The sequence below is a fragment of the Hymenobacter profundi genome, from assembly GCF_019334315.1.
Lineage (GTDB): Bacteria > Bacteroidota > Bacteroidia > Cytophagales > Hymenobacteraceae > Hymenobacter > Hymenobacter profundi.
This window is the reverse complement of the sequence record NZ_JAHWGL010000089.1, coordinates 1-20,311: the sequence shown is the minus strand read 5'-3', so window position 1 is coordinate 20,311 and position 20,311 is coordinate 1. Positions and strand designations below refer to the sequence as shown.

Annotated in this window: 20 protein-coding genes; 9 read left to right on the top strand and 11 right to left on the bottom strand. The window is 58.5% G+C overall.

The features are described from left to right. Nucleotides 1-104: 104 nt before the first annotated feature. Nucleotides 105-2,699 carry an ABC transporter permease gene (locus KYK14_RS17235; RefSeq protein ID WP_246601901.1) on the bottom strand — a complete coding sequence of 865 codons (2,595 nt, stop codon included), beginning with the start codon at nucleotides 2,697-2,699 and terminating at the stop codon, nucleotides 105-107. A gap of 140 nt (nucleotides 2,700-2,839) precedes the next feature. Continuing rightward, nucleotides 2,840-3,508 carry an ABC transporter ATP-binding protein gene (locus tag KYK14_RS17230; RefSeq protein ID WP_343217130.1) on the bottom strand — a complete coding sequence of 223 codons (669 nt, stop codon included), beginning with the start codon at nucleotides 3,506-3,508 and terminating at the stop codon, nucleotides 2,840-2,842. A 312-nt stretch (nucleotides 3,509-3,820) separates the two neighbouring features. Between KYK14_RS17230 and KYK14_RS17225 the strand changes: the two genes are divergently transcribed. The 3 genes from KYK14_RS17225 to KYK14_RS17215 all read left to right on the top strand — a co-directional run bounded on the left by KYK14_RS17225 (nucleotide 3,821) and on the right by KYK14_RS17215 (nucleotide 5,414). Next, nucleotides 3,821-4,528: an arylesterase gene (locus tag KYK14_RS17225; RefSeq protein ID WP_425514692.1), complete on the top strand. Its 708-nt coding sequence runs from the start codon at nucleotides 3,821-3,823 to the stop codon at nucleotides 4,526-4,528. A 164-nt stretch (nucleotides 4,529-4,692) separates the two neighbouring features. Beyond that, the gene (locus KYK14_RS17220) at nucleotides 4,693-4,983 is read left to right on the top strand and encodes a YciI family protein (protein WP_219160550.1); all 291 of its coding nucleotides are present in this window, start codon (nucleotides 4,693-4,695) and stop codon (nucleotides 4,981-4,983) included. Between the two features lie 287 nt (nucleotides 4,984-5,270). Beyond that, nucleotides 5,271-5,414, top strand: a complete 144-nt coding sequence (locus tag KYK14_RS17215; protein ID WP_219160548.1) for a hypothetical protein — start codon at nucleotides 5,271-5,273, stop codon at nucleotides 5,412-5,414. Nucleotides 5,415-5,443: 29 nt separating this feature from the next. On the opposite strand, the gene KYK14_RS17210 is transcribed toward KYK14_RS17215, so the two are convergent. Further along, nucleotides 5,444-6,028: a hypothetical protein gene (locus KYK14_RS17210; RefSeq protein ID WP_219160544.1), complete on the bottom strand. Its 585-nt coding sequence runs from the start codon at nucleotides 6,026-6,028 to the stop codon at nucleotides 5,444-5,446. A 270-nt stretch (nucleotides 6,029-6,298) separates the two neighbouring features. On the opposite strand from KYK14_RS17210, the gene KYK14_RS17205 reads away from it, so the two are divergent. The 4 genes from KYK14_RS17205 to KYK14_RS17190 all read left to right on the top strand — a co-directional run bounded on the left by KYK14_RS17205 (nucleotide 6,299) and on the right by KYK14_RS17190 (nucleotide 12,456). Then, the gene (locus tag KYK14_RS17205) at nucleotides 6,299-6,706 is read left to right on the top strand and encodes a BlaI/MecI/CopY family transcriptional regulator (protein WP_185281090.1); all 408 of its coding nucleotides are present in this window, start codon (nucleotides 6,299-6,301) and stop codon (nucleotides 6,704-6,706) included. Continuing rightward, nucleotides 6,703-9,183, top strand: coding sequence for a M56 family metallopeptidase (locus KYK14_RS17200; RefSeq protein ID WP_219160542.1), 2,481 nt, complete (start codon nucleotides 6,703-6,705; stop codon nucleotides 9,181-9,183). Before KYK14_RS17205 ends, KYK14_RS17200 begins: the two co-directional genes overlap by 4 nt. A 194-nt stretch (nucleotides 9,184-9,377) precedes the next feature. Further along, nucleotides 9,378-11,924 carry a DUF5916 domain-containing protein gene (locus KYK14_RS17195; protein ID WP_219160540.1) on the top strand — a complete coding sequence of 849 codons (2,547 nt, stop codon included), beginning with the start codon at nucleotides 9,378-9,380 and terminating at the stop codon, nucleotides 11,922-11,924. A 127-nt stretch (nucleotides 11,925-12,051) separates the two neighbouring features. After that, the gene (locus KYK14_RS17190; RefSeq protein ID WP_219160538.1) at nucleotides 12,052-12,456 is read left to right on the top strand and encodes a VOC family protein; all 405 of its coding nucleotides are present in this window, start codon (nucleotides 12,052-12,054) and stop codon (nucleotides 12,454-12,456) included. A gap of 57 nt (nucleotides 12,457-12,513) precedes the next feature. Here KYK14_RS17190 and KYK14_RS17185 read toward each other — a convergent pair whose 3' ends face one another. The 3 genes from KYK14_RS17185 to KYK14_RS22600 all read right to left on the bottom strand — a co-directional run bounded on the left by KYK14_RS17185 (nucleotide 12,514) and on the right by KYK14_RS22600 (nucleotide 14,063). Beyond that, nucleotides 12,514-12,738, bottom strand: coding sequence for a hypothetical protein (locus KYK14_RS17185; RefSeq protein WP_219160536.1), 225 nt, complete (start codon nucleotides 12,736-12,738; stop codon nucleotides 12,514-12,516). Nucleotides 12,739-12,930: 192 nt separating this feature from the next. After that, the gene (locus tag KYK14_RS17180) at nucleotides 12,931-13,659 is read right to left on the bottom strand and encodes an NADPH-dependent F420 reductase (protein WP_219160534.1); all 729 of its coding nucleotides are present in this window, start codon (nucleotides 13,657-13,659) and stop codon (nucleotides 12,931-12,933) included. Between the two features lie 113 nt (nucleotides 13,660-13,772). Further along, nucleotides 13,773-14,063 carry a DUF3592 domain-containing protein gene (locus tag KYK14_RS22600; RefSeq protein WP_425514691.1) on the bottom strand — a complete coding sequence of 97 codons (291 nt, stop codon included), beginning with the start codon at nucleotides 14,061-14,063 and terminating at the stop codon, nucleotides 13,773-13,775. A 286-nt stretch (nucleotides 14,064-14,349) separates the two neighbouring features. Between KYK14_RS22600 and KYK14_RS17170 the strand changes: the two genes are divergently transcribed. Beyond that, nucleotides 14,350-14,727: a hypothetical protein gene (locus KYK14_RS17170; RefSeq protein WP_219160530.1), complete on the top strand. Its 378-nt coding sequence runs from the start codon at nucleotides 14,350-14,352 to the stop codon at nucleotides 14,725-14,727. 140 nt (nucleotides 14,728-14,867) lie between these two features. On the opposite strand, the gene meaB is transcribed toward KYK14_RS17170, so the two are convergent. From meaB to KYK14_RS17145, 5 genes are all read right to left on the bottom strand, one after another. Then, the gene (gene meaB, locus KYK14_RS17165) at nucleotides 14,868-15,836 is read right to left on the bottom strand and encodes a methylmalonyl Co-A mutase-associated GTPase MeaB (protein ID WP_219160528.1); all 969 of its coding nucleotides are present in this window, start codon (nucleotides 15,834-15,836) and stop codon (nucleotides 14,868-14,870) included. A gap of 219 nt (nucleotides 15,837-16,055) precedes the next feature. Further along, a complete protein-coding gene (locus KYK14_RS17160) occupies nucleotides 16,056-17,150 on the bottom strand; it encodes a WD40 repeat domain-containing protein (RefSeq protein ID WP_219160526.1) in 1,095 nt (364 codons plus the stop codon). Nucleotides 17,151-17,255: 105 nt separating this feature from the next. Further along, a complete protein-coding gene (locus tag KYK14_RS17155) occupies nucleotides 17,256-17,663 on the bottom strand; it encodes an Imm63 family immunity protein (protein ID WP_219160524.1) in 408 nt (135 codons plus the stop codon). Nucleotides 17,664-17,680: 17 nt separating this feature from the next. Beyond that, a complete protein-coding gene (locus tag KYK14_RS17150; protein ID WP_219160522.1) occupies nucleotides 17,681-18,217 on the bottom strand; it encodes an NUDIX hydrolase in 537 nt (178 codons plus the stop codon). 36 nt (nucleotides 18,218-18,253) lie between these two features. Next, on the bottom strand, nucleotides 18,254-18,856 hold the full coding sequence (locus KYK14_RS17145) for a L,D-transpeptidase family protein (protein WP_219160520.1): 603 nt from the start codon (nucleotides 18,854-18,856) through the stop codon (nucleotides 18,254-18,256). A 374-nt stretch (nucleotides 18,857-19,230) separates the two neighbouring features. Here KYK14_RS17145 and KYK14_RS17140 point away from each other — a divergent pair. Beyond that, a partial coding sequence (locus KYK14_RS17140; protein ID WP_219160519.1) for an NAD(P)/FAD-dependent oxidoreductase occupies nucleotides 19,231-20,311 on the top strand: 1,081 nt, incomplete at its 3' end.

The window sequence follows — 20,311 nt, the reverse complement described above, 5'->3', positions numbered from 1 at the left end:
AACGACAAGCGTACCAACGACTCGTTCTACCGTGAGAAGGTCCTTCGCTGCGCTCAGGATGACAGCCGAGTTTTAACTCGCCATTTCACCATTTCACCACTCTCTCACCCTTCCCCGCGCAGCACCGCCAGCGGCGGCCGTGTCAGTACGTCGCGGCTGTTGAAGAGGCCGATGACGACGGTCAGTACTGTGGTGAGTGCAGCGAGTAGCAACAAGGGTAGGGGCGCGGTGGTGAAGCCGATATCGAACACCCAAAAGGCCAGCGCCCAGCCCGCCAGCACGGCCAGCACAAGGCCGGTGGCCGCGGCCAGTAACCCTAGCAGCGCATATTCCACCAGCGTGATGCGCAGCATTTGGCGGCGACTGGCGCCCAAGGTTCGGAGCAGCACGCTTTCCTGCACGCGCTGGTAGCGGCTCACAATCACAGAACTGATGAGCACCACCAGGCCCGTGGCAATGCTGAAGAAGGCCATGAAGCGAATCACGAAGGAAATCTTACTCAGAATGTCGTCCAGGGTTTGCAGGATGAGGCCCAAGTCGATGGCCGAAACGTTGGGGAAGCGCTGCACCAGTTCGCGCTGTACGCCGCCGAGCACGTTGTTGTCGGGTACGCGGGTGAGGAGTACGTAGAACTGCGGCGCGGGCTCTAGCACGCCGCTGGGGAATACTACCCCGAAGTTGGTCTGCACCCGCGTCCAGTCCACGGTGCGCGTGCCGCTGACGATGGTCAGGAGCGGCGCACCCTGCACGTTGAAGGTCAGCGTATCGCCCAGTTTGAGTTTTAGTCGCTCAAAAAAGCCCGTTTCAATGGAAATATGCGGGGTTCCATCGGTGGCTAGGTAGGGGAGTTTTCCCTCGGCTAGCTGTTCGGAGCTTATGAGCGAGTCGCGGTACGTGACGCGGTACTCGCGGGTGAGGGCACCGCGCGCGCGGCCGTCGGTGCTGTCTTTCTTCAGCTCGGAGGTAGGCTTGCCGTTCAGCTCCGTCAGCCGCATCGTTACGATGGGTACTTGCTGCAATATGGGTAGGTGGCGCTGCGTGAGCAGTTGGGCTACGCCCACTCGCTGGGCCGGCTGAATGTCGAACAGCACCAGATTGGGCTGGTTTTCGCCACTGGCCACCTGTACCCGGCTCAACAGCAAGCCTTGGGTGATGTAAAGCGTCGCCATTAGAAACACGCCCAGCCCAATGGAAATGATAAGCAGCAGCGTCTGGTTGTTGGGGCGATACAGATTGGCCAAGCCCTGCCGCCACACGTAGCTCCAGGAGGTAGGGAAGAAGCGGCGCACCAGCCAGCGCAGGCCCGCCGCTACGCCCGCCAGTCCGCCCAGCGCCACTAGCAAGCCCGCCGCAAAACCCAGGGCCAGCTTCACCTCGCGGGTTTGGAGGTAGGCGAAGCCTGTAATAAACACGAATATCAACCCGTAGACGAGGTAGCGCAGCGGGTCGGGCGCGGTGGTATCTTCCTCAAACGAAGCTCGCAATGTGCGCAGCGGCGACACCCGCCGAATGCTCAGCAACGGCAGCAAGGCAAACAGCACCGCCACCAGCACACCCGTGAACACGCCCTGCGCCACCGCCCCCCACGACACCTGAATATCGACCGCCACGGGTAGGAAATCGGCAAACACACGGGGGAGTAGCAGTTGCACCGCCGTGCCTAGGGCTGCTCCCAACAAAGCTCCTGCAAAGCCCAGGGCAGCCACTTGCAATAGGAAAATCAGCAACGCCTGGCTGCCGCTGGCACCCAGGCAGCGCAGTACAGCCACTGAGGTAATTTTCTCGCGCACGTACAAACTCACGGCACTCGCCACGCCTACGCAGCCCAGCAGCAGGGCTACAAACGCCACCAAGTTCAGAAAGCGGGTAAGGTCGGCGAAGGAGCGGCCGGTTTGCTGCTTGCGGCTGGCTACGGTTTCTGCCTTGACGTTTTCCTGATCTTTTACATCCTCCAGCGGCTCCCGCAGACGGGCTTCCGGAATACCTGGTTCCAGAGTGAAATACTGCTTGTATTGCACGCGGCTGCCAGGTTGAATGAGGGCAGTGCGCGCCAGCAACGATGTGGAATCGGCTTTGCCCGTCGTGACTTGCGCCGCATCACCGGGGATGAACACGGTAGGGGCTACCGAAGCGCTGAAACCGGATTGGCCGGGCGTTTCGCGCACCCGTCCGGCAATACGAAACGTCACGTTGCCTACCCGCACAGAGTCACCCACATGGGCTGCAAATTGCGCCATGAGTTCATCATCCACCAACGCCACGGGCTGGTTGCGGCGTGCCGCGTCGCGGAAGGTTTGTACGGCGCTGGTGGGCTCCGTCAGCCACTCGCCATAGAGCGGAAAGTTGCCCGTAACGGCGCGCACCTGTGCCAGCCGCACACCCCCACCCCGCGGAAACGACACCAGCGACGCGAAGGCAGCTTCCGCGCTATAGTCCAAAGTAAGATTGCCTTGGTTGCGTGGGTGCAACGTAGGTTTGAAGCGCGGCTGAAATGGCTGACTGCTGGACAGCACCAAATCGGCCCCCAGCAGCTCGCGGGCCTGCTCGTCGATGCTGCGCGCCAGGTTGGCCCCGAAGCCGTTGATGCCCACCAGCGCCGCAATGCCCAGCACAATGGCCGCGCTGAATAGCAAGAGCCGGGAGCGGCTGCGGCGACTGTCGCGCCAGGCCATGCGCCAGAGCCAGAGGAAATTTGTCATATGCAGTAGGGGCGCGTTGCACGCGCCCATCGTTGTGAGTTAGGGTAGGGGCGCGTTGCACGCGCCCGCTATCATGCGGTGGAAAAGGGCGAAGAAGAACACGCACCTGTCGTTGAACAACGGTCGCGTGCAGCGCGCCCCTACAGGCTGTCAGAAATCAGCTGCCCGCCTTTTAATCGAATCACACGCTGGGTTTTATTGGCCAGCTCCGGGTCGTGTGTAACGAGCACCAGGGTAGTGCCGGCTTCACGGTTCAGCTCAAATAGTAGTTCCTCCACTGTAGCGCTGGTTTCAGCGTCGAGGTTGCCGGTGGGCTCATCGGCGAAGAGGATTTTAGGCCGGTTGGCAAACGCCCGCGCCAGCGACACGCGCTGCTGCTCGCCACCCGACAGCTGGGTAGGGTAGTGGTGCCCGCGCCCGCCCAGCCCTACCCGCTCCAGCAGGCCTTGGGCCGTGGCGGTACCATTGGAAATGCCGCGCAGCTCCAAGGGCACCAGCACATTTTCGAGGGCCGTGAGGGTAGGCAGTAGTTGGAAATTCTGGAAGATAAAGCCCACATGCTCGTTGCGCACCGCCGCCCGCTGGTCTTCACTAAGGCTATCGAGCTGGATGTCGTTGAGCCACACGCTGCCCGAGGTAGCGCGGTCGAGGCCGGCGCACAGGCCTAGCAGCGTGGTTTTGCCGCTTCCCGATGAGCCAACAATGGCCAGCGTATCACCGGCCGTCAGCTCGAAGCTAACGTTTTGGAGCACCGTAAGCGCCCGTCCGCCGCTGGTGTAGGACTTGGTAAGGTTTTCTATTTTAAGCACTGAGAGAAAGGCAAATGAAGGAAGTATATAGTTAGGTAACGAGGCAACGCGCAGAATACTTTAGGCGTGTGAGAGTTTTCTGTTTCGTAGAACGGATGCATCGAACGGTGTAGAGACGCGTATTCGCGTCTCGTCGTCCGCGCCAGCTGATATTCAACCACGAGTTATTCAACGACTACATCTGCGTGAAACCGCTGGATAAGAGAACAACAAAGCGCATACGCGGCCCCTACCCAAACGCGCCTGCCCCGGTTAGGTTAACCTTTGCGGCGGGTTCTGTCGTTATCCCTCTACTTCTTACTTTCTTCGATGATGAAACTAACCTGGACTGTCTTCTGCGGCTGGCTGCTACTCGCGCTGGCGGGCTGTAGCACTAACGACACCCCAACCACCACCGACGCGCCCCCCGCGGCCAGCAAGCCCGCCGCCTCAACCGCCACGGGCAAGCCTACCATTCTGTTCTTCGGCAACAGCCTCACGGCCGGCCTGGGAGTAGAACCCGACGAAGCCTTCCCGGCCCTGATCGGCCAAAAAATTGATTCTGCGGGCCTAAGATACACCGTGGTAAACGCCGGCCTAAGCGGCGAAACCACCGCCGGCGGCCGCAGCCGGGTAGGCTGGGTGCTACGCAAGCCCGTAGCCGTATTTGTGCTAGAGCTGGGCGGCAACGACGGCCTACGCGGCATCCCGCTCACCGACACGCGCCGCAACCTGCAAGCCATCATCGACACAGTGCGGCAACTGAGCCCGCAGGCGCAGATTGTGCTGGCTGGCATGCAAATTCCGCCCAACCTAGGCGCCGACTACGCCGCCGAGTTCAAGCAGCTCTACGGCGAGCTAGCACAAAAAAATAACCTTGTGCTGATACCTTTCCTGCTCGAAGGGGTAGGGGGGGTAGCCAAGCTCAACCAGCGCGACGGCATCCACCCCACGCCCGCCGGCCACCGGCTGGTGGCGCGCACCGTGTGGGGTATTCTGAGGCCAGTGTTGCAACAGCCCCAGCCGGCGGCGGGTAGCTAGCATTGACCCTACCCCCGGTCCCCCTCCGGGAGAGGAGTGCGTTCCGATAGAGCTATTGGCTATCAGCGTCGTCTGGCACCCCTCTCCCGGAGGATGTCGCGCATCAAGCGAGGTGGGCCGGGAGTGGGGTACTTGTTGTTTCCTTTAATCTTTCCTTACAAACCATGCAACAATACCTGATTACCGCTTACGATTACACCGACACTGAGGCCCTGGAACGTCGCCTGGCGGTGCGCGAAAACCATTTGTCCGGAGCGCGTCGGCTCAAAGAAAGCGGCAACTTCCTCACGGGCGGGGCCATTCTGGATGCCGAAGGCAAGATGATTGGTTCGATGATGGTGGCGCAGTTTGCCTCTCCCGACGACCTAGAAGCCTGGCAGCGTGACGAGCCCTACCTCACCGGCCGCGTGTGGGAAAAGGTAGAGATACAGCCGTTCCGGATGGCGAATGTGTGAAGCCAAACAGTGTCGTTGATTCCTAAAAAGAGCGAATAAAACGAGACGAATCAGAGCGCTACCGACCAGCTACTTACTCCGTGGCTAGTCGGTAGCGCTTTGTTGTTTGTGGGCGGCGGCTAATGCATTCGTCCAGCAGCACCCTACCTACGTGGTGTCTCTTTACGCCTTGCTCGATAATAGTAATAACCTGCCTTCAGTGGAGTGCTTCCGCCGAGACACAAAGTACAACAAAGTGGGTGCAGGCTATTGCCGAGGATAGCTTGCAAATCCATCATTTATCCGAATTGAAAGGGCCCAACGGGGAGGATATGCAGCGGTTTGGTATCAAGGTTATACCGGCCAATCTGCTCGTGGACGAGACGGGCAAAATAGTGGCCGTTGACATTTCCTACCTCAAGCTCAAGAGGAAGCTGCAACAGGCTTTATAAGTAAAGAAGCGCGTGCTTAGCAGACTGCCTTACCGTTTCTGCAACTCAATCTTATCAATACCCCGGTTCAAACCACGCCACGTCATCGTGTTCGGATCTGCTGTAGTTTCCACAAAGAAATTATCAACTAATCCAATTGAGTCGAGATACTTCTCTTCAGTCTCTGGAAAGCGAGTGCCTGTCGGGAAATTATATCGTAACAAAAAGGACGCTTGTGGCCCCGTATTGTTGAATACGTGCTCAGCATTGGCAAGCAGCCAAAAGGCCATCGGGTAGGATTTGCCCTTATAGTGAATAGTACAATCAAAATCGGGGTGGCGTAGGTCTTTGGGATTGGTACGCGGAACAGCCGCCTGCCTGATAGAAAGAACAGCCAGTTCCTGCAAAACAGTATCGCGCTCGATGCCTATTTCAGTTTGACTGAAATTATACGGCTGCCTTTTGATATGTACGCGTTGCAGCGACCAATCGCCTAGCATGTGCGGCACAAGCTTATTCATCAGCTTAATGCTTTCTTGATCGTAGTTGACCGCAGGCTTCGCTACTGTTCCTGTTTTTGCAGGTGTTGCCTCTTCTTTTGTACATTGAGTAAAGCACAAGGTAGTAGCCAGCAAGGATAAGCGTATGTAATTCTTCATCAATACAGTAGTATAAGGATGAGCAATAGTACGCAGTGACTATAAGCAAGCCAAGGACTCTGTTTTATGGTATTGTTACGATACTAGCCGAGTAAGTAATAGGAGCATATAGGTTCGCAAGAGCGACAAATCGAAGCCCACTATATAGAATATACGAAAAAAATCGTAGATTAATCTTGCTTCTACGATATGCTTCGTATATACTTGTAATAGGAAATATGTCGTACATCGAAAACATCGTGCCTTATGTCCGAAACCCCCATCCCCAAGCCTACCGAATCGGAGCTGGAAATCCTGCAAGTGCTCTGGCAGCACGGCCCTAGCACCGTGCGCTTCGTGAACGACGAGCTGAACCGCAAGCGCGAAGTTGGCTACACGACTGCCCTCAAGCTGTTGCAGCTCATGCTCGAAAAAGGCCTAGTGCTGCGCGACGACGACGCACGCACGCACATCTACCGCGCCGCCGTGCGGCAGGAGGAAACCCAAAGCCTGCTCCTCGACCGGTTTGTAGACACGGCCTTCGGTGGCTCGGCCATGAAACTGGTGATGCAGGCCCTGGGTAGCGGCCGCACCTCGCAGGCCGAGCTAGATCAGATTCGGAATTTACTGAATGAATTAGGCGATACCGACCATCCTAACGCAGACAAGCAATGAACTGGCTCGAACAAACTCTCTCGCCCGCCCTGGTACGCGCCCTGGGCTGGACGCTACTCCATTCGCTCTGGCAGGGTGCCGTAGTGGCGCTGGCGCTGGTAGGGCTGCTGTTGCTGCTGCGCCGCCACAGCGCCCAGGTGCGCTACACCACGGCGGCTGTGGCCCTACTCACCTTGTTGGTACTGTCGGCTGTTACGTTTAGCAAGTACTATCTGCTGGCATCGCCCGTGGCGCCAGCCCAAGCAACTGTCACGTATGAGGTAGTGAAACTGGCGGCGCCTACTGGTACCGGCGAGGTAGCCTCGGTGCTACCTGCTGCCAGATCAACTGCCACCGCATCGGTGTGGCAGCGCGGGTTGCAATACTTCGATCAGAATATGCCGGTGCTGGTAGCGGCTTGGCTGCTAGGCCTGCTGGCTATGACGTTACGTCTGCTGGGCGGACTGGCCTACGTGCAGCGCCTGCGCCACTACCGCGTGCAGCCGCTGGGCCAGGACTGGCAGCGTCGATTGGCTGAGCTAGCCCAGCGCGCCGGCCTGCAACGGCCTATACAGCTGCTGGAATCGGCGAGGGTGAAAGCCCCGCTGGTGGTAGGGCACCTGCGGCCGGTGATTCTGCTGCCGCTGGGCACCGTGACCGGTTTGAGCCAGACGTACATGGAAGCCATTCTGGCCCACGAGCTAGCCCACGTAGCGCGTCGCGACTACCTGATGAACCTGCTGCAATCGGTAGCCGAAATCCTCTTCTTCTACCACCCTGCCGTGTGGTTTATGACGGCCTGCCTGCGCACCGAGCGCGAAAACTGCTGCGATGACATGGCCACGACGTTAGTAGGCGGCAACCCGCTCACGCTGGCCCGCGCCCTGGCCGCGTTGGCCGAGCACAGCCTGACCCCGAAAGCAACGCCACAGCTGGCCTTGTCGGCAGTAGGGCCCGATGGCTCGTTGCTGGGCCGTATCCGGCGGCTGGTGCAGGGCCGCACGGCCCCTACCTTCACGGAGGGCTTTATGGCCGCCTGTGTGGTGCTGGTGGGGTTGGTGCTGCTCAGCACGGCCGTAACACTGGCCGGCCCGCGTGCCACAGCCGATTCGCACAACGCCCTTACGGCTTCTTCCGAGACAGTTGCGGTGGAGGCCGACCCCGTGCTAGTACGCGAAACCACGGCCCTCGCGCCGGCCGTAGCACCCACCGAAATGCGTATTCTCAGCATCTCGGCCGATGGCAAAGCACTGGCGCAAATCGGCGCCATGCAAGTAAGCTTCGATACTACTCTGAACCCGAACGTCATGCGCCAACTGCGGGCCTTGGGCCGCATTGAGCACGGCAACAACAACGGCACCGTGGTTATCAAGAAAGACAAAAAAGGCCGCCTGAAAGAGTTGTATGTAGATGGTAGCCGCGTGGAGCTGGACGAACCCAAAGGCAAAAAAGCCAAGGGCGAGCAAGTACAGGTGGTGCAGCTTCCTCAAAACGAGAGGTTTGACGAGGATATTAATATCAACGTCAGCGCCATCACCCGCGACGCGCTACGAATTGCGCAACGCGAGCTAGCCAGTATCGACATCAACGGCATCACCCACGACGCCTTGGCTACGGCCGATGCGGCGCTCAGTAACATCGATATCAATGCCATTACCCGTGATGCTCTGCGAGAAGCAGAAGCTTCTCTGCACACTGCTGCACAAGATGCCAAAACGGTTGAGGAGCGGGAATTAGTCCAGGAAAAATTTGCCGAGATGCTGGAGAAAAAGCACGAGCTAGGAAATAGCATTGCGGAAGCCCGTTATGAAATGGGAAAAGCGCGCCGAGAAGCAGAGGAGGAACGACGCAACGAGCTAGACGAAACCTTGGAAACGGAGCTGCTGAAAGACGGCTTGATTAAATCTGCCGACAGCTACCAGCTACGGCTTAGCCCAACGGAACTGACCGTGAACGGCACCAAGCAGTCGGCTGCGCTACAGAAGAAATATCTGGCGCTCTACGAATCGGTGAGCGGACGCAAACTGAGCGGTACGGCCTCCGTGAACATCAACAAGAACAGCACGGGCCGCACCAACATCATCAGTGGGCCGCGAGGTAGCACGCGGTTAGGTTCTGTGACGCGCTCCGGTACCGGTCGGGTGATGCCTACCCCGCCCGCGCCACCTGCTCCGCCGGCAGCGCCTAGCGCTGCTGCTATGCCAGCGCCACCGGCACCGCCTGCGCCGCCAGCTGCCCCGGCCGCTCCTGCCGTGCCGGCACTGCCCGCACCGCCTACCCCGCCCACGCTCAGCACTAACGAGCTACGCGCACAACTGCGCAAAGACGGACTATTAGGAGCCGATGAAAAAAGCTTTCAGTTTCAACTCGATAAAGAAGGCCTGCGTGTGAACGGCAAGCCACAACCGGCGGCAATGACGGCCAAATACCGCCGAATCTATGATATACCTACGAGCGGCAACTCCAACCGCATGGTGCAAGTGTCAGTGAGTGAATGAGAAGAACAAAAGGCCGGTAGCACTACGCTACCGGCCTTTTTTGTTGAAGCAGTAGCACTATTGGCTGCCGCCGCTTTTATTCTTCGGCCGCTAAGCAACGCTTGTGTGCAGGTATGCATCTATGGCGCCGTGTAGCTGCTCTACTGACCTGATTTTCCTCTCATCGTCCCACTTCTACCCCCACCCAATTTCCCGTGTTTCGTCGTTTTGGCCTGCTGCTAGGCCTTCTCTTGTGGTGCCTGGTGAGTAGGGCGCAACACCCGGCAACGTCTGCTAGTACGGCTGCTACGTCGGCCCCGAAGCGGCAGCTTCAGGCCCTACGCATCACGGAGGGCCTGAAGCTGGACGGGGTGCTCGACGAAGCCGTGTGGCAGCAGGCGCCGGTGGCCTCGCAGTTCATCCAGAACCGCCCTGCGCCCGGCCTACCCGAGCGGCACCCCACGGAGGTGCGCATTCTCTATGACGACGCCAACCTCTACATCGGGGCCGTGATGCACGACGTTAGCGCCGATTCCATTCCGCGCCAGCTCACCCAGCGCGATGACCTCGACGGCAACACCGACTTCTTCGGCATCTTCCTCGATACCTACCACGACAAGCTCAACGGCTACGGCTTTTTCGTGACTACAGGCGGCGTGCAATGCGATGCGCGCTACTCGCCGGCCGGCGGCGAGGATTTCAACTGGAATGCCGTGTGGGACTCGCGCACTGCCCTGCGCGGCACCGACTGGGTGGCCGAAATCCGGATTCCCTACTCCGCTATTCGCTTCAGCGGGGTGCCAGAGCAACTGTGGGGCCTCAACTTTATGCGCCAGCGCAAGCGCGACAACCAAGGCTTTTTCTGGAACGAGGTGAAGCCCGCCGTGGATGGCTTCGTGAACCAGTGGGGCGAGCTGCGCGGCATTCGCGATGTGAAGCCGCCCCTGCGCCTCTCGCTCACGCCCTACGTTTCTTCCTACCTGAACCGCAACGCCGTGAGCGTGGAAGGCCAGCGCCGCACCACCACCAGCTTCAATGGCGGCGCCGATGTGAAGTGGGGCATCAACGAGAGCTTTACGCTGGATGCTACCCTGGTGCCCGACTTCGGGCAGGTGCAGAGCGACAACCAAGTGCTGAACCTGTCGCCGTTTGAGGTGCAGTTCAACGAAAACCGGCAGTTCTTCACAGAGGGCACGGAGCTGTTCAATAAAGGCGGCCTGTTCTACTCGCGCAGGGTAGGGGCGCAGCCCATTGGCTACGGCAGCGTGGAGGCTGGAGAAAACGAAAAAATCATCCGCAACCCCGGCGAAACGCGCCTGCTGAACGCCACCAAAGTATCGGGCCGCACCAGCAAGGGGCTAGGGATTGGCGTGTTCAACGCGTTGAGCAACAACGTGTACGCTACCCTGCGCGACACTGAAACCGGACAGGAGCGCGAGGTGCTCACCCAGCCCTTCAGCAACTACAGTATTATGGTGCTGGATCAGTCTCTGAAAAACAATAGCTACGTGTCGCTCATTAACACCAACGTCACGCGCTTCGGGCGCACCTACGACGCCAACGTGACCAGCGGCCTGTTTCGTCTGGTCGATAAGAAGAATGCCTACGCCGTGAACGGGCAAGTGGTGTACTCGCGCCGGCGTGGCAATGAGTTTGGTACTGATACGCCCATCGACGACCAGAACGGGTATAAGTACAAGCTAAGCGCCGGCAAAATCAGCGGCAACTTCACCTGGACTGTCAGCCACGGCATCGAATCGGCCTCTTACAACCCCAACGATTTAGGCATCCTGTTCGGCAACAACAACATCACGCAGGGCGTCAACTTCAGCTACAACAAGTACAACCGGTTCTGGAAGGTAAACAACCTGTATACGTGGTGGGGCGTCGACCACTCGTTGCTCTACCAGCCCACGCGCTACCAGAACCTGAGCTTCTACGCGGGGGCCAATACCACCTTCACCAAGCGCTTCCTGACCACGGGTTTCAACGTAGACGCCAGCCCCGTAACCCGCGACTACTACGAGCCGCGCACGCTACCCCTCGGCGACTACTACGTGCGTGTACCAGCCAATGCCGGTGCCAATGGCTTTATTTCCAGCGACTATCGTAAGAAAGTAGCGTATGATGTGAACGCTGCCGTGCGGTGGTACGCGCAGGACGACCGCCTGCCGCGTCCGCGCCGCATGGGCTACGGCTTGGGCGTGTCGCCGCGTTACCGCGCCAGCAACCAGCTGCTGTTTATTTATAGCGTCAATTGGGACTTACGCCAGAACCAGATTGGCTATGTGAACGGTAATCTGAGCGCCTCGGAGCCGCTGGATTCGATGTTTCGTGAGCAGGTGCCGCTGGGGCGTCGGCGGGTAGTCACCATCACCAATGTGCTATCAACGGCCTATACTTTCACCAACCGCATGTCGCTCACGCTGCGCCTGCGCCACTACACCAGCGATGTACACTACCAGGACTTCGCCCGCCTCGACAAAGACGGCGCAGAAACCCTGGTCGACTACCGCCGCAACCGCGACAATACCTACAATGCCTTCAACCTGGACATGGTGTACGCGTGGTGGTTTGCGCCCGGCTCGCAGATCAGCATCGTGTGGAAAGCCGCCAGCACCGCCACGCTTGACGGTAACGAGGCCACGCCGCTGTACTTCGCCAACCTCAACAACACCATCAATACCCCACAGAATAATTCCGTTTCGGTGAAGGTGCTGTATTACCTCGACTACCTAGCCCTGCGCCGCAAGCGGGTGTAGGGGCGCGTTGCACGCGCCCATCGTTGCTGATGTTGTTATTGGGGTAGGGGTAAAGCCTATACGATTTTCGCAAGCACCCTCCGCCACAGCGGGCGCGCCCCTACCAGTCATTTGCTACCTTCAACGTATGAAACAAACCATTGGCGGCATCACCCTCTTGGTGCGCGACTACGACGAAGCCCTTGCCTACTACTGCGAAAAGCTGGGGTTCGACCTGCTGGAAGACACCGCGCTAGATGACGGTAAGCGTTGGGTGCTAGTGGTGCCGCCTGGCAGCACCGGCAGTCCGTTGCTACTGGCACAAGCCGCTACCCCCGAACAACAGGCTAGCATCGGCAATCAGGCCGGCGGCCGTGTGTTCTTGTTTCTGCATACCGATGATTTTTGGTCCGCCTACCGTCGCATGGAAGCGCAGGGCGTGCAGTTTCTGGAGGAGCCTCGCCACGAACCCTACGGCTGGGTAGTGGTATTTGCCGACTGCTATGGCAATAAGTGGGACTTGCTGGGGCCAGCTGCGGCGGAGAAGAAGTAGGAACTGTTTCCAACAAGAAAGCGCCGCTCCAAAATAGAGCGGCGCTTTCTTGTTTGGCTAGCCTTTCCATTGCGTACGCCGAAACCGTTTCCAAGTCCGTTGCAGATTAGCAAGCGTAGCATTGTCTACTTCAGGACCGTGCGGAAAGCAGTAAGCACAGCCGCGAGCATTGCCGAAAATAACACGAGACACCTGCACGTTGGAAAGCTTGGCCGGGAAGGATACGAAGGCACCTTCATCTACGGTGCCAAAGGCTTGTTGGAGTTTTTTAACTCTTTTCATGGAGCTTTGAGTTGGTACTCAAAGCGGGCTACCCTTGGCGAAAACAGGTAAGTATAGCATTAGAAGCTAAGTGACTATATGTTCAATGCAGAATCTAAAATATATAAAATTTCTGGCTTCGAGAACAAGACAAAGCCCGTCATGCTGAGCTTGTCGAAGCATGACGGGCTAAATTAACTAGTTAGCCGTTGGCTACTTCAGCTTGATGCCTTGGGCCTCCATTTGCTGTTCCTGCTTGGCCTGGTTATCCAGAAACTCGGTGTGCTGGGCCGCTGTGCGCTCGGTGCCGAGGCTAGCCAATTGCTCGCGTACCTTATCAGCCGGCAAATCGTTGCAGTAAATGGGGCCGCCGGGCTGCTGCCGCCACGATTCGTGCAAGGTGCCACCGTCCACGGCATCGAAGCCTAGTTCCTCTACTAGAGCCATTACTTTCTGCTTGGCGGCGTCATCGTCGCTGGCTACGGGTAGGGCAATGCGGCCGGGTGTGCCGGCTGGTTGGCCGTTCTTTTCGAGGTGCTCGGCGAAGATGTTGTTGAACACCTTCACTACCAGGCGGCCTAGGTGCTGCTGTACCCAACCGCTCTCGGTGAGGTCGCCGGTTTCCAACTCCGTCATCTGGCCGTCGCGCAGCAGGGGGTAGTAGTTGCTCGTGTCGATAACGGGCACCTCGGCGGGCACGCCCTCGAACAGGTCGTTAGGCAGATCGGGGATATTTTTCAGCGGGATGGTGACCACGATGAAGTCGTTGCCGCGCTGGGCCGCTTCCCGCACCGTGACGGGGGTAGCGCCGGTTTTCTGGGCTACGTCGCCTAGCGTTTCAGGGCCACGCGAGTTGGCAATGTATACCGTATGGCCGAGGCTAGTGAGCCGCACGGCCAAGGCGCTGCCGATGTTGCCGGCGCCAATGATTCCGATGTTCATAGTTTGGGTGGTTTACGCGCCGGCATCGTGCCGGTGTAGGTAGGTAAACAGCGGAAGGAGCGTTTTGCTTTTTAGTTGAACAGGCAGTTCCTACGTGTTCAAGTCCGTACTTTTCAAATGTACTGACGGTCAGCAGCTATAATGCTGAAGTCATGAGGATTTACTGGGTCATATAAAACGGTTACCGTAGAGCCTTCCTGGTAGCGGGGTACTGCCAGGGCTACCCCGTGCTCATACAGCGCTTCGATTGTTCGACCTTCTCGCGTCTCAAACCGAATAATGGGCCTGACTACAATAGTTCTACCCCATTTTATTTTATTCCGTACTACGACACCCCGCGCCCGCACACCGTTGGTTTGTAGTCTATCGTCTCGCTTTTTGGCATTATAGAGCGCAAAGGCCATCATTGCCGCAACCGCAGCAAAACTTACTAGTGTAAAAGGGTTAAATACAAAATTCATAAAAAGCGCTTAAGCATCGAATGGTTAATTAAGAGTGAAATTACAGCATTGGTACTAAGTTTGATGAAAGGCACGTATTGTTTTTGTCCTTTTTCTAACTTCACATTTCTTCATTGTGTATTCGCGTACCTTTCTAGCTCTATCCTTATCCTTGTTAGGCGGCCTCACTAGCTGCGATGATAATTCTGACATAAAGCCTACTCCTATTCTATCGGCAACTGATTTGCTGATGGCCAAAAGCTGGAAAATGACAGCTGTAGCCGAAAAAGAAGGCAGTGAGCCGATTGAGGACCTTTACACGGACGTGCCAGCCTGCATCCAGGACAATGTGTACCAATTCCAAGCTGATGGAGTTTTCATGTTAGATGAGGGTGCCACCCGCTGTGACCAAGCTCATCCGCAGACCCGTACGGGCACTTGGGCTCAGTCGAACAGTGGTATGACGCTAAAAGCTACTATTAATCTATCTACCCAACCAGGGGCAGAAGCGACTATGGAAATGGGCGGTACCATTGAATCGGTCTCCGCCACCCGGCTCGTGCTCGTGGAAAGGGAAACAACGGCGGGGGTAACCACCGAGACCCGGACAACCTTTACGGCCCAATAAGTGGCCCCACACAATAAAAAAAGCCGCTCCTAGGTAGGAGCGGCTTTTTTTATTGTGTGGGTTTCAGGTTCCGAGGAGGTAGGCGTGGGATAGGGCCTTCGTAAACAACCTCTGCAACGACGGGCGCGTGCAACCTGCCCCTACAGCAGTTCCTGCGCCGCGCCGAAGGCCGATTGGCGACCCTCGCGCACGGCCTGCTCGATGGCAGGTAGGCGCTGCTGCACGTCAGGCTGGGCGTAGAAGCGGGCCTCCAGGGTCTGGCGGATGGTGTCGTGCAGCCAGTGTAGGTTTTGCTCTTGGCGACGTTGCTGAAAGTAGCCGCTGGCCTGGGTGTGCTGCACGTACTGCTGCACCACCTCCCACACCTCGGGTACGCCTGCACCCGTGAGAGCCGAGCTGGTCGTCACCACGGGGCTCCAGCCGCTGGGCGCCAGCGGAAACAGGTGCAGGGCGTTTTGGTACTCGCGCCGGGCCAGGCGGGCGGCTTGCTCGTTGCCGTGGTCGGCTTTGGTGATGGTGAGGGCATCGGCCATTTCCATGATGCCCTTCTTAATGCCTTGTAGCTCGTCGCCAGCGCCAGCTAGCATCAGAAGTAGGAAAAAATCGACCATGCCGTGCACGGCCGTTTCGCTCTGGCCCACGCCAACGGTTTCCACGAAAATAACGTCGTGCCCCGCCGCCTCGCAGAGCAGCAGCGCCTCGCGGGTGCTGCGCGTGACGCCCCCCAACGACTTGCCCGCCGGCGACGGCCGAATGTAGGCCGCCGGATGCGCCGCCAGTTGGTTCATACGGGTTTTATCGCCCAGGATGCTGCCGCCGCTGCGCTGGGAGGTAGGGTCTACGGCCAGCACAGCCAGCCGGTGCCCTTGCTCAACTAAATGCAGCCCTAGTGCCTCAATAAACGTGCTTTTGCCTACCCCCGGCACGCCCGTGATGCCCACCCGCACCGACTTGCCCGTGTGGGGCAGCACCAGATTCATGACCTGTTGGGCCAGCTCTTGGTCGGAGGGTAGGGTGCTTTCCACCAGCGTAATGGCCTGGCTCAGCCGCACGCGGTTGCCGGCGAGGAGACCATCGGCGTATTCGTGGGCGGCAAGGCGTTTGGGCATAGCGAGGAGGTAAGGAGCGAAGCCGCAAGCTAAGACGTGTGGATGAAAAGTTGTGGAAACAGTCTATCCTCCTACGCCGCTTGTAATTTTGTGCTTCCTGTCATCCTGAGCGGAGCGAAGGACCTTCTCACGCCAGAACGATTGTCGTAACAACGACTCGTTCTGGCGTGAGAAGGTCCTTCGCTCCGCTCAGGATGACAGACTGTTTCTACACGTCACCTACTTCGGTTCCACCAAGAAACTCGGTAGGCCCAGCTTGCTGCGACGGCCGCCTAGGCTCAGGCCGTCGTCTTTGTAGTCGGCGGCTTTGCCGGTGGCGTTGGGGTTTTGAATGACGCCGAGGTAGCCGTTGTCTTCGCGGGCGACGTAGATTTTGCCGTCGGGGCCGAGCTGGAGGGCACCTACCTTGCGGTTGGCGGAGTTACCGATTTGGGTGGCTTTGCTGGTTTTTAGGTCGAACTGCCAGATCTGGGCGTCGCCACCGCCGGCGCCGTTGCGGGTGCCGTAGAGCTTGGTGCCGTCGGGGGAGAAGGCTACGCCGTAGGCTTCCTCGTAGAGCCCGAAGGAGCGGGGCTTGCTCACTTTGCCGGTGGTGCGGTCGAAGTCGAATACCTCAAACTTGTTGGCTTCACGCCACAGCGCCACGGCCAACTGATTGCCATTGGGCGAAAACGCCATAGCCCCGATGGCGTTGCGGCCAGGGCCAGCGTGCATCGAGCCCACGTTGCTCAGGATGGGCTTGCCGGCCTCTACCCCTTCGGGCGTGACGAGGTAGGACACGAAGCCATTGGAGTTCCAGCGGTGAGCCACCACCCACACGTCGCGGCCGTTTTGGTGGCGCACGGCGGCCAGCTTTTCGGCCACCGGCGAAATCAGGAGCAGATTGGCGCGGGGCACGTCGCCGAGACCGTTGTCGCGGGTCATGTCTACGATGGAGTAGCGCAGGCCCACGTTGGTGCCCTGGGGCGCTACCGTGAACACGTAGAAAATATTGCCACTGCCAGGGTCGGGTACCACCAAGGCGCTTTGGGTGCTGGAGTTGCTACCCTGGAGCTTGCGGCCGTTGGGCATCACTTGGTGCTGACGGTTCCAAATGGTTTCGCCGTTAGTATAGAACAACAATTGTCCGCGCTTATTGGTGGCCACGGCGCAGCCCTCGTAGGTGGTCATCTTGCCATCGTTGAGTGGGGTAGGGGTACCATTAGTGAAGCTCAAGCCGGCTTGTTGGCCGAAATACCAGAAGTTCTGCTCGCTTTGGGCGCTGGCGGTGAAAGTCGCAAAGCAAGAAATCAACAAAAGCAGAAAGAAACGCATAGACTGAAAAGCAGAAAAAATTAGTCATTTCCAGGAAGCATAACGAAATGCCGTGCCATACTAAGATAATGACCTTCTTTTTTGTGTGCGGTCATATGCCTTGCCTCATTTCGTATCGCTGAAAGGCGCTTGCAGTAGAATGTCTGATAATTCTTGCTGTCGACGCACCTCCCAAACCGGATTGAGCCGGTGCAGTAACTCTGCCTGCTTCGCAAATAACAGTCGTCGAAAATCCTGGTCGGGTACACGGTGTCGCACTTCATAGCTGCTAGCCATAGAAAATGTAATGCTGGCAAACACCCAGTACAGCAATTCGTCTACGTCCTGCGTGGTGTGGCGCAGTTGTTCCTGACCACGCTCTACTACCACATAATGCATACCGTTGCCATTGACTTCCAAATGCGGAAGAGCACCATCGACGCTATAGCCATAGGTGGGTTTCCAAGGAATAGGAGCTATCCGCTTGGCAAGAATTTCTACTTGCTGTTGCAGTTGGCGTAGTTCGGCATTCATGGCTAGCGATAGTAAAATTAGATAGTCCATTCGCCCGCCTCCAACCGCGGCAGCAGCGCCCGCACCATGCGGTAGCTGGCACCCCACAAAGGGTAGGGGCCTACCCGGTAAAACGAAACCCGGTGTGGCGCGGGCCAGCCTGGCAGCTGCCAGGTTTCTGTCACGCGGGCGTCAGGGAGCAGCAGGTCATCTACTACCACGCTCAGCACCTCGGCAATTTCGGTGGGCTGCCATTGCCACTGCGCGGGCGGCTCGATGTGGCCCACAAACGGCCAGATGCGAAACCCCGAAACCTCCGTGACAATGGGCGGCAGCTTGCCCAGTACCCGCACCTGCGCGGCGGGTAGGCCAATTTCCTCTTCTGTTTCACGCAGGGCCGTGGCTTCCAGCGAAGCGTCCTGCAACTCCCGCTTGCCGCCCGGAAACGCCAGCTGCCCGCCGTGCACACCAAAATCGGTGCGCCGAATGACGATTAGGCGCAGCTGACCAGCAGTATCACGGTAGAGCGGAACAAGTACGGCAGCATCGCGCAAGGGTGGGGTAGGGGCAGGCATGGTGAGGAAGGAGGAAAAGCCGGGAGGGCCAAACGTCTAGCGTACGGTATACGAGCCCCTGGCGTCGGTAGCCAGATGGGGCAGCTGGTGGTTTTGCTCGAAAAACGTGTAGCCAACGCTCAGGTTTTGCCAAAAAATGGCGTGTGTACTGTTGCGGCGGGCTGCTAGGTTTTCTGGTGTGAGCGCAAACGGAAAGATGTGCACCTCAATGGTATCCTGCCCGCCGGCCCGGGCCTCCGTGGCCAATACATACAGCTCCTCAATGCCGGCATCGGTGATGGGCAGGCAGCCAACGGTGACGTTGGAACCGTGAATGAAGATGTCGCCGCCGGGGTGCTGGGCGTCGCTCTGACACTGGTCGCTGGCATTGGGGTAGTTGAGGCCGAGCGAGAGGTGGTAGGTGCTGGTAGGGTTGAAGCGGTCGAGCTGGTAAAAGCCCTCGGGCACCTGCCCGTCGTCCTCGCGGCGCTTGGGTCCCAGCGTGCCCGACGTGCCCGCTATGTAAAAGGTGCGAACCAGCACAAACGGCGTGGCTGTGGCCCGCGTGCGCGCCCATACCTCCAACTGCCGCCCTACCTTGAAAGCCCGTAGAAATATTTCTGGTTGACTGGGGTCGATGCCATGAGCCGTCAGGCGCATGCGCAGCCCAGAAAGTGTATGGTCATACGCAGTGCGCACGCGTGGAAAACGCTGCTGTTCGTCACGAAAGGCGCTTTGAGAAGGGCTTGATTGAAAGAATGTGAGAAGTAGGGCTCCCGTAGAAAGCAGCAGGCGTATCATTTGATAAATAGGATAAAAATCAGGAACGTGGCTGGTAAATATATATTGTATATACTATATCAGGACTTGCGCCCGAGCCGACCGGTTGCCGTGTGCTGACGTTGCGCGAACAGTCTGCTGATGTGGCAGACGGCGCGGGAGTCCGCAACGGCACCCGATTCGGGTGTAAATCCTACTATGTGTATAAGAACCTCTAAAACCCGGAAGTAAGTAGCGCCTGCTAACTTGCACCCGTGGAAACTCCTGACTACGACGTAGCCATTTTAGGTGCTGGCCCCGCCGGAGCAGCCTGTGCGCTGGCCTTGCACGGCCACGGTCTGCGCGTGGTGATGGTAGACAAGGCAACCTTCCCGCGCGACAAAGTGTGCGGCGACGCCATTCCTGGCCTAGCGCTCAAAGCATTACGGCAGCTCAATCCAGCCTGGCACGCCGAGCTGCTGGCGAATCTCACGCCCCGCGCCGACACCCGCGACAGTCGCGTGGTGGCGCCCAACGGCCGTGAGCTGCACATCCGCTGGCAGCTGCCTACTTTCAACAGCCCCCGCCTGCACTTCGACGACCACCTGCTGGGCCTCGTGCGCCGTCATACCACCACCGAAATTCGGGAAGGCTACGCCGCGCGCGACATCCAAACCACGCCAACGGGTGTGCAACTCCTACCAGCCGATAAGGAGCAGGAGCCGCTAACAGCCCGCCTACTCATTGCCTGCGATGGTGCCAACTCCGTAGCGGCCCGACGCCTTACCCAGCGCACCATCGACAAAGCTTACCACTGCGCCGCCGTGCGGGCCTACTACTCGGACATTGCGGGGGTAGATGGCACCACCACCGAGTTTTTCTTCCTGCACGAATACATGGCTGGCTACTGCTGGATTTTCCCGGTCGGCAATGGCGTGTACAATGTGGGGTTTGGGATGCTCTCCGAAGCCGTGGCGCGGCAGCGGGTAGATTTGAAAAAGATGCTGCCGCAGCTGTTGGCCACGCATCCCGAATTGGCGCGGCGCTTTGCCGGAGCGCAGCGACTATCAGATGTAGAAGGGTTTGGCCTGCCGTTGGGCGGACGCCCACGCCCGCTGGCAGGGGAGCGGTTCCTGCTCTGCGGCGACGCGGCCTCGCTTATCGACCCGTTGCAGGGCCACGGCATCGACACGGCTATGCAGAGCGGCATACTGGCGGCCCGGCAGGCCATACGGAGCTGTCAGCACAACGATTTCAGCCCTACTTTTCTAGCTGACTACGAGCACCAGGTAGCCCGCCAGATCACCAGCAAGCTGGCGCGCAGCTACCGCCTGATGCGCCTGGTAGCCCCGCGGC